A 6,865-nucleotide genomic window follows, 5' to 3' on the forward strand; every position below is an offset into this window, starting at 1 on the left:
CATGCCAAAGTTTTTATATCATCCTCATGTCCATGCTAACCAATGACACTCATCATACTCGACACCACCCTCAGGGACGGTGAGCAGACTCCCGGAGTTTCGCTGAGCGTCGAGCAGAAGCTGATGATTGCAGAAGCTCTCGACAGGCTTGGAGTGGACATAATAGAGGCCGGAACGGCGATAGCATCTGAGGGTGAGTTTCAGGCCATAAAGAGGATCAGCGAAGCTGGGTTGAAGGCGGAGATCTGCAGCTTTGCAAGAATAAAGAACGAGGACATCGACGCTGCTGCCGATGCAGGAGCGGACTCGGTGTTCATGGTGGCTCCCTCATCGGACATACACATCTCGAGCAAGTTCCCGGGAAAGAGCAGGGAGGACATAATCGAGATGTCGGTTAGGGCAATTGAGTATGCCAAGGAGAGGGGGCTGACGGTCGAGTTTGGTGGTGAGGACGCGTCGAGGGCAGATTTCGATTTCATAGTCAGGCTCTACGAGCGCGCAGTAGATGCGGGGGCCGACAGGCTGACCTTCACCGACACAGTCGGAGTGTTCTCGCCGGAAAAAGCCTTTGAGACCATGAGCAGACTGAAAGAGAGGTTCAGCGTTCCGGTTGCGTTTCACGGACACGACGACTTCGGCCTCGCCACATCCAATACTGTCTTCGCGGTAAAGGGTGGTGCGGACGAGATACACGTGGCCATGAACGGTCTCGGGGAGAGGGCGGGCAACGCCGCTCTCGAGGAGGTCGTGATGGCCCTCGAGTTCCTTTACAAGATTGAGACGAGGATAAACAAGGAGATGATCTACCCGACTTCCCAGCTCGTCGAGAAGCTCACGAGAGTCAAGGTTCCTCCGAACAAGCCGATAGTCGGAGAGAATGCTTTCACCCACGAGAGCGGCATCCACACCTCAGCTCTGCTGAGGAACACTCAGACGTACGAGCCAATCTCACCCGAAGTCATAGGGAGGAAGAGGTCGATAATCCTTGGAAAGCACGCCGGGAGGGCGAGCGTCGAGGTGATAATGAAGGAAATGGGTTACAGGGCCAATCCAGAACAGATGAGGGAGATCCTCGCGAGGATAAAGGAGATCGGTGACAAGGGCAAGAGGGTGACCGACGCAGACATAAGGACGATTGTCGAGACAGTGCTGCAGATAAAGAGGGAGAAGAAGGTGCAGCTCCTCGACCTGTCAATAGTGAGTGGAGTTCACGTCATGCCCACCGCAAGCGTGAAGCTGAAGATAAACGGAAACGAGGTTATTGAGGCGGGAGTCGGTCTCGGTCCTGTGGATGCTGCAATAAACGCCATAAAGAAGGCCGTGAGGGATTACGCGGACATAGAGCTCGTTAGCTACCACGTGGATGCCATAACCGGCGGAACGGACGCGCTCGTCGACGTGATAGTTCAGCTCAAGAAGGGCGACAGGATCGTCACGGCGCGCGGTGCGAGGACGGACATAATCATGGCAAGCGTTGAGGCCTTCATAGAGGGGCTGAACATGCTCATAGAGTGAAAAAATCACTCGAGAAGGATCATAGCCACCGACTTCCCATCTCCAATTTTAATTCCGAGCCTTGATACGAGGATTCCCACGGAGGAGACGGACGGCCTGACCCTCTCGGGCTTAACGCACCGCCCACTCTTCTCGTACTCGCATACATCACAGAGGTCGCACCCCCCGGGGAACAGGGCGAACGCCATAGGGTAGTCGAAGATGAGGCGGGACTCGATTTCCGGAAGCACCTCCTGCAGCTTCAGCTTGTCGGTCATGTAGTCCTCGAACTGGTAGACTATCGCAACCGCCCTCGAGTACATGCCTAAAAACTCGGAAAAGTTCTCGGGGACGTTGGGCGGGCACGAGTATCTCTTTCCAAAATAGCTGCATCCAAACCTGCACTTCCACCTCGTCCTCGGGTCAGGCCTGAGTTTTCTCGCGTCCACCTCCCTTATGTCCACGACCCTGATCCCCTTTTCGCGCATTCTGGACAGTATGAGTTCCTTCAGGGCATCCATAAACGCCGTTCGGGGGGAGAATTAAAAAGATGACGGGAAACTATTTAATATTTTCATGACATACCTCTTCATGAATGAACAGAGTCGAGGTCGCCGGTGTCTACGTCGCCCCAAGCGTTTTCGGAGGAACGCCAGTGGTTCTGCTCAGGGACGAAACTGGCAGAATGCTCCAGATATTCATAGGACTCGCGGAGGCGATGGCAATACACTCCGCGCTGAAGGGCTTGATCCCCCCAAGGCCCATGACCCACGACCTCGCCGTGGAGATGCTGAAGAGGCTGAACGCGAGCATCGAGAAGGTCGTCATCGACGACCTGATTGAGAACACGTTCTACGCGAGGATTTTCGTGATTCACAGCGACATAACTCACGAGATTGACGCGAGGCCGAGTGACAGCATAGCCCTCGCATTAAGGTTCGAAGCTCCGGTCTTCGTCGAGGACAGGGTTTTCGACGACGCTGGGTTCATCGAGGAAGTGCCCGAGGAGTACGTCCCGTTTGACGAGATTGCGGTGGAGTGAGAAAGTTTATTAACACCCTTTATGAGGTTGAGCTATGGCACTGCGGGAAAAAGTCGAGGAAGTCATCGAAAAGGAGATCAGACCGGCCCTCATAAGGGACGGAGGCAACATCGCAGTGGTTGATGTAAACGAAGAGACGGGAGAGGTGAAGGTAAAGCTCCTCGGCGCGTGTTTTGGCTGTCCCATGTCACAGATCACGCTCACGATGTTTGTCGAGCAGCAGCTAAGAGCGAGGATACCCGAGGTGAAGAAGGTCGTTCCCGTGTAAAATTTTTATTTCGCCGTCCTGCAGTAAGAGGAGATGGCAATGTATCTCGAGCCCCTCAAGATTCTCGTGTACGGTGACAGGGCGATTCCCGGAGAGAATGCGAGTGGTTTTGGTGGCTTTTGCAGATGCGGCGGGGAAATGACTCAGAGAACGTGGCACAGTCACGACGATCTGAGGATACTGGTTTCCGAGTGTGAGAGCTGCTGGAACACCGAAGCTCTGGTTTTCAGGGGAAGCGAGCTCGTTGAAAGGAGGGACGTCAGGGTGTTCAAGAGGAGCGAGCTCACCGAGTTCCTGTCCGAGGTCCTCTCGCAGGCCGAATTCGAAGCTGTTATGGAGAAGCGCAGGAACGGCAGCTACAGCTACGCCGCTTACAGCAGGGCAAAGAAGAAGCTGGAGAGCCTGGGTCTGGACGTCGAGAGGATCATTTCAGAACTAATTTTCTGAAGTAGTACAGGTTGGCCGCGACTCCGGCGAGTATGTTGGATACGTAGGTGATACTCCTCCACACACCCACGATTGCTCCCACCGAGCACTCGACGAACTGGGAGTAGAGGTAGAAGAATCCGAACTCGGCGATTCCGCTCGCACCGGGCGTCAGCGGGGCGAGTGACGCGATTACGAGGATCACCTGTGAGGTGAGCGAAAGCAGGTAGTGCGGATCGCAGTTGAAGGCCAGTAGCACGACGGACGGGACAAGGAACTCTGAAAGCCATATGAGGGCGGTGAGGATCAGGAGCGTTACTGCCCTGCTCCTGTCCTTCAGAAACGTTCTTATGGAGTCTCTGAACAGCCATATCTCCCTCTCGACCTTAACGAAGAACTCCCTTCTGACCCGGTTTTCGATGAACTTGAGGAACCTCTCGACCCTTTCTGGATACCTGAACAGCTCGTAGAGGAAGACCAGGAGCAGGGCGATAAGCAGCGTGAACACCACGCCGATCTTCAGTCCGAGACCTACTGCGAACCCTGACAGGGAGAGCATTACCAGCAGAAAAAACGAGAAGAATATTGCGTCGAGAAAGCGCTCCACCATAATGGACGCTGTCGCCTCACCGACGCCCATTCCGCAGTCAACCAGGACCTTCGCCCTTACGGGTTCACCCCCTGCTGATGAGGGTGTGATGGCGGCCACGAAGTTGCTTGCCAGAACTCCGAGAAAAACCTCTCTGAAAGGTGGAGCGTAGCCGAGGGCCGCGGAAATCACCTCGAGCCTCACAGTCCAGAAAAACCAGAAGAGGAAGTGAAGGAAAAACGCGATTGCGAGAAGGTCAATCCGGGCATACCTGAACTCCCCGAGACTGACGTTTCCGAGCTTCATCACGGCGACAATCGAAAGGACGGTGATTGCTCCCGCAACGGCAAGCCGCTTCACTCCACTCTTTTCATTGCCCTCCACTCCACACCATCTCCCCTGAAGAAATTAAACATTGCGGAAAATGACGCCATCTGCAGCGTCAGGGTGTACGCGAGCATTCCTGCGTAAACCCTCAGACCTCCCGCACCGTAGAGGGCGAGGAGAGCTGGAAGGGAAAGCAGAACGAAGGGAAGGTAAAGCAGCGGGAAGTAGGTCAGTGTAAGCGCGGAAATCCAGGAGGTTACGAAGCTCACGTCTCCCGACAGGAGGACATCATCGAGGTACCTCCAGAGCTCGAGGCCGCCGTAGTACCACCTCTTCCGCTGGGAGTAAAAGTCGGAAAGGGTTACGGGTGCCTGCTCGCTCACGTGCCCGTCGGACAGCTCGGCCTTTAGGCCAATTGCGTGCATCCTCGTCGCAAAGTCCGCGTCCTCCGTGAGGGCGTCCTCGTTCAGCCCGTACCTTTCGAGGTACCTGAAGTTCAGGACGCCAATCAGGCCGTTGAACTGTCTGAATCCGGAGACCCTGAGAAGGAACCCGATTAGCCTGTACTCAAGCTCAACTGCCATCGAGATCAGCGAGACCGGGTTGAGGATCCTCCTTATTGTGGAGGAGATGTAGACTCCACTGCCCAGTTTTTCCACGCACCTCCGGACGAAGTCCCTTTCGGGCCTCGAATCCACGTCGAATACTGCAACGAAGTCCGGCCTGAACTTCCTGAGAAACCTCACCCCGTCGTTTATTGCTCCCGCCCTCTTCCCCCTTCTGCTGTTCCTGGCCAGCACCTCTGCACCCTCTGCCCGCAGGAGCCCGACCCTCGCATCTCCGGGCTCTCCGTCGAAGATGTACAGAAGTGTGTGCTTGAAACCATCGAGGTCGAGGGACTTCAGGTGTCTCACCGAGCTTAGCAGGGTTTCGGCCGGCTCGAAGACCGATACCGGCACGATTATCGCGACTCTCTTCTTCACACACCGTGAAGCGCCGGGAATGAATTTAACGTTTATTGAACCCGCCTGTAAATCTCCTCCACTCTCCTTGCCACGAGGCTCCAGTCGTGCAGTTCAGCGTACCTCCTGCCCCTCTTACCGAGCTTTCTAACGAGCCTGTCGTCGAGCATCTCAATTACTTCCCTTAGCTCTCCCTCCGTGTCGAACACGAGACCGCCGTGAAGTGCCACCGCACTCACGCCAGGTGTGTTGCATGCGATGACCGGCGTGCCTGAGGCCATCGCCTCGAGCAGGACTATGCCAAACGCCTCGAGCCTCGTTTTTGATGGCAGCACGAGCGCCTTGGCCCCCGCCATCAGCTTCTTCAATGTCCCGTAGCTGACCCTTCCGAGAAACTCCGCGTTAACCCTCAGTCTCCTCGCGAGCCTTTCGAAGCTCTCCCTGTCCTCTCCGTCTCCTGCAACGACAAGCCTCTGGTCACTTCCCTTCAGAGCTGAGATGAGCCTGCCGAGACCCTTGTACTCCACGAGTCTGCCGGCGTACAGCAGGTAGTCGTCCTTCTGTGCGGTGTACTGGAAGTCGTTCACCCATATTCCGTTCGGAACCACGTGCACCTTATCCATGTAGTCCCTCAGGACAGGAGACGTGATGGCGTAGTCAAGAGTTGTGGCGATTATCGCGTCAGCCCTCTCGAGAACCACCCTCACGACCCTCTCATTCAGATCCTCAGCTATCCTCGCAGCTCTCCCCGGAATTCGCACACCGGACACTCTCTCGGGAATGACGACGTCGTTGTGGTACGTTACTACGAGGGGACTCTTCTCCCTGTACAGGTGGGCGAAGAAGGGGCTCGGAACGTGTGCGTGAAAAACGTCTGCGTGAACGTCCTCGAACCTCAGGGGTATGGGGGAGTACGGAATGTCTATGCTCGGAATGACCACGTCACCACCGGTGGATGAGATTACGAGAACCTCGTGGCTTTTGGACAGCGCCTTTACGAGGTTTCTGACGTGTATCTCGACTCCACCCATGTGGGGAGGGTAGTAGGGAGTTATCTGAACGATCCTCAAAGCAGACCCTCTCTTTCGAGGATTACCCTCGCCCACTTGAGCTTCTTTCCCTTGATACCTTCAGCCTCAAACCTGAAGCCGTGCAGGATCACCTTCCTCGCGCCGAGCCTCTTGGCCATTACCGCGGCTCTGTCTCCATCCGTGAACCCGCCGAAGTTGTAAACCCTGTCGAAGGGCCTGTGCTGGGTCGTGGCCAAAAACTTCCTGACCCTCGGAACAACGGCCATTATTCTGTCCACGTTGTCTCCGTGTGCGTGAAGAACGAGTAGCGTCCCCTTCCTCTCGAGGTCTGCGAGCAGGTCCTCCGGCTCCTCCATGTCGGTAACGTGCACGTCCGGGACCCTGGACGACATCTCCACCCACTTCTGGATGGCCTTTCCAGCGGTTATCAGAACCTCTCCGTCCACCTCGCTGTCCACCGCTCCACCAACGACCACTACCTCTTTTCCCCTGATCCTCCTTTCGAGCTCTTCCTGGTCCACCAGCTTGCTGCCTGCGAGTTCGTGCATCAGCCTTGCTGCCCTCGCATCTTCCTCCTCGTCGAATTTGAAGTCCGAAAGGATCTGACGGTAGAGCTGGAACCACTCCTCAAGCCTCATCTCTCTCGATGCCGATTGCAATCCTCCTGCCCTCTATGTCCCATTCCCTTACGTACCCCTTAGCCTCCCCGAAAACGAGCTCCCTGGA

9 protein-coding genes are annotated in these 6,865 nt (G+C 55.8%); 4 read left to right on the forward strand and 5 right to left on the reverse strand.

The window, feature by feature from the left end; genetic code table 11:
• The first annotated feature begins 42 nt into the window (after window positions 1-42).
• Window positions 43-1,515 (forward strand): 2-isopropylmalate synthase, encoded by a 1,473-nt coding sequence (locus tag ACXJJC_RS00765; RefSeq protein WP_456368617.1) that lies wholly within the window; start codon window positions 43-45, stop codon window positions 1,513-1,515.
• Window positions 1,516-1,520: 5 nt separating this feature from the next.
• Here the strand turns inward: ACXJJC_RS00765 and ACXJJC_RS00770 are convergent, their stop codons facing one another.
• On the reverse strand, window positions 1,521-2,015 hold the full coding sequence (locus tag ACXJJC_RS00770) for a DUF2284 domain-containing protein (protein ID WP_456368619.1): 495 nt from the start codon (window positions 2,013-2,015) through the stop codon (window positions 1,521-1,523).
• 74 nt (window positions 2,016-2,089) lie between these two features.
• Here ACXJJC_RS00770 and ACXJJC_RS00775 point away from each other — a divergent pair, with 74 nt between their 5' ends.
• The 3 genes from ACXJJC_RS00775 to ACXJJC_RS00785 are packed head-to-tail and all read left to right on the forward strand — an operon-like array spanning window position 2,090 to window position 3,251.
• Window positions 2,090-2,536 carry a bifunctional nuclease family protein gene (locus ACXJJC_RS00775; RefSeq protein WP_456368621.1) on the forward strand — a complete coding sequence of 149 codons (447 nt, stop codon included), beginning with the start codon at window positions 2,090-2,092 and terminating at the stop codon, window positions 2,534-2,536.
• A gap of 34 nt (window positions 2,537-2,570) precedes the next feature.
• Window positions 2,571-2,804, forward strand: coding sequence for a NifU family protein (locus ACXJJC_RS00780; RefSeq protein WP_456368623.1), 234 nt, complete (start codon window positions 2,571-2,573; stop codon window positions 2,802-2,804).
• Between the two features lie 33 nt (window positions 2,805-2,837).
• On the forward strand, window positions 2,838-3,251 hold the full coding sequence (locus ACXJJC_RS00785; protein ID WP_456368625.1) for a hypothetical protein: 414 nt from the start codon (window positions 2,838-2,840) through the stop codon (window positions 3,249-3,251).
• Here the strand turns inward: ACXJJC_RS00785 and ACXJJC_RS00790 are convergent.
• From ACXJJC_RS00790 to ACXJJC_RS00805, 4 genes are read right to left on the reverse strand one after another with little or no spacing between them, the layout of a single operon-like run.
• Window positions 3,229-4,203 (reverse strand): flippase-like domain-containing protein, encoded by a 975-nt coding sequence (locus tag ACXJJC_RS00790; protein WP_456368627.1) that lies wholly within the window; start codon window positions 4,201-4,203, stop codon window positions 3,229-3,231. The genes ACXJJC_RS00785 and ACXJJC_RS00790 overlap by 23 nt on opposite strands.
• The gene (locus ACXJJC_RS00795; RefSeq protein ID WP_456368629.1) at window positions 4,176-5,129 is read right to left on the reverse strand and encodes a glycosyltransferase family 2 protein; all 954 of its coding nucleotides are present in this window, start codon (window positions 5,127-5,129) and stop codon (window positions 4,176-4,178) included. The genes ACXJJC_RS00790 and ACXJJC_RS00795 overlap by 28 nt, the downstream gene beginning before the upstream one ends.
• 32 nt (window positions 5,130-5,161) lie before the next feature.
• On the reverse strand, window positions 5,162-6,178 hold the full coding sequence (locus ACXJJC_RS00800) for a glycosyltransferase (protein ID WP_456368631.1): 1,017 nt from the start codon (window positions 6,176-6,178) through the stop codon (window positions 5,162-5,164).
• Window positions 6,175-6,798 (reverse strand): 6-hydroxymethylpterin diphosphokinase MptE-like protein, encoded by a 624-nt coding sequence (locus tag ACXJJC_RS00805; protein ID WP_456368633.1) that lies wholly within the window; start codon window positions 6,796-6,798, stop codon window positions 6,175-6,177. Before ACXJJC_RS00805 ends, ACXJJC_RS00800 begins: the two co-directional genes overlap by 4 nt.
• Window positions 6,799-6,865 lie beyond the last annotated feature (67 nt).

It is taken from the genome of Geoglobus sp. (assembly GCF_054018175.1).

What these genes read in the sequence shown, in the direction of transcription:
- ACXJJC_RS00785 (WP_456368625.1), top strand. Translation starts at nt 2,838, where the DNA reads ATGGCAATGTATCTCGAGCCCCTCAAGATTCTCGTGTACGGTGACAGG.
- ACXJJC_RS00780 (WP_456368623.1), top strand. Translation starts at nt 2,571, where the DNA reads ATGGCACTGCGGGAAAAAGTCGAGGAAGTCATCGAAAAGGAGATCAGA.
- ACXJJC_RS00765 (WP_456368617.1), top strand. Translation starts at nt 43, where the DNA reads ATGACACTCATCATACTCGACACCACCCTCAGGGACGGTGAGCAGACT.
- ACXJJC_RS00775 (WP_456368621.1), top strand. Translation starts at nt 2,090, where the DNA reads ATGAACAGAGTCGAGGTCGCCGGTGTCTACGTCGCCCCAAGCGTTTTC.
- ACXJJC_RS00770 (WP_456368619.1), bottom strand. Translation starts at nt 2,015, where the DNA reads ATGGATGCCCTGAAGGAACTCATACTGTCCAGAATGCGCGAAAAGGGG.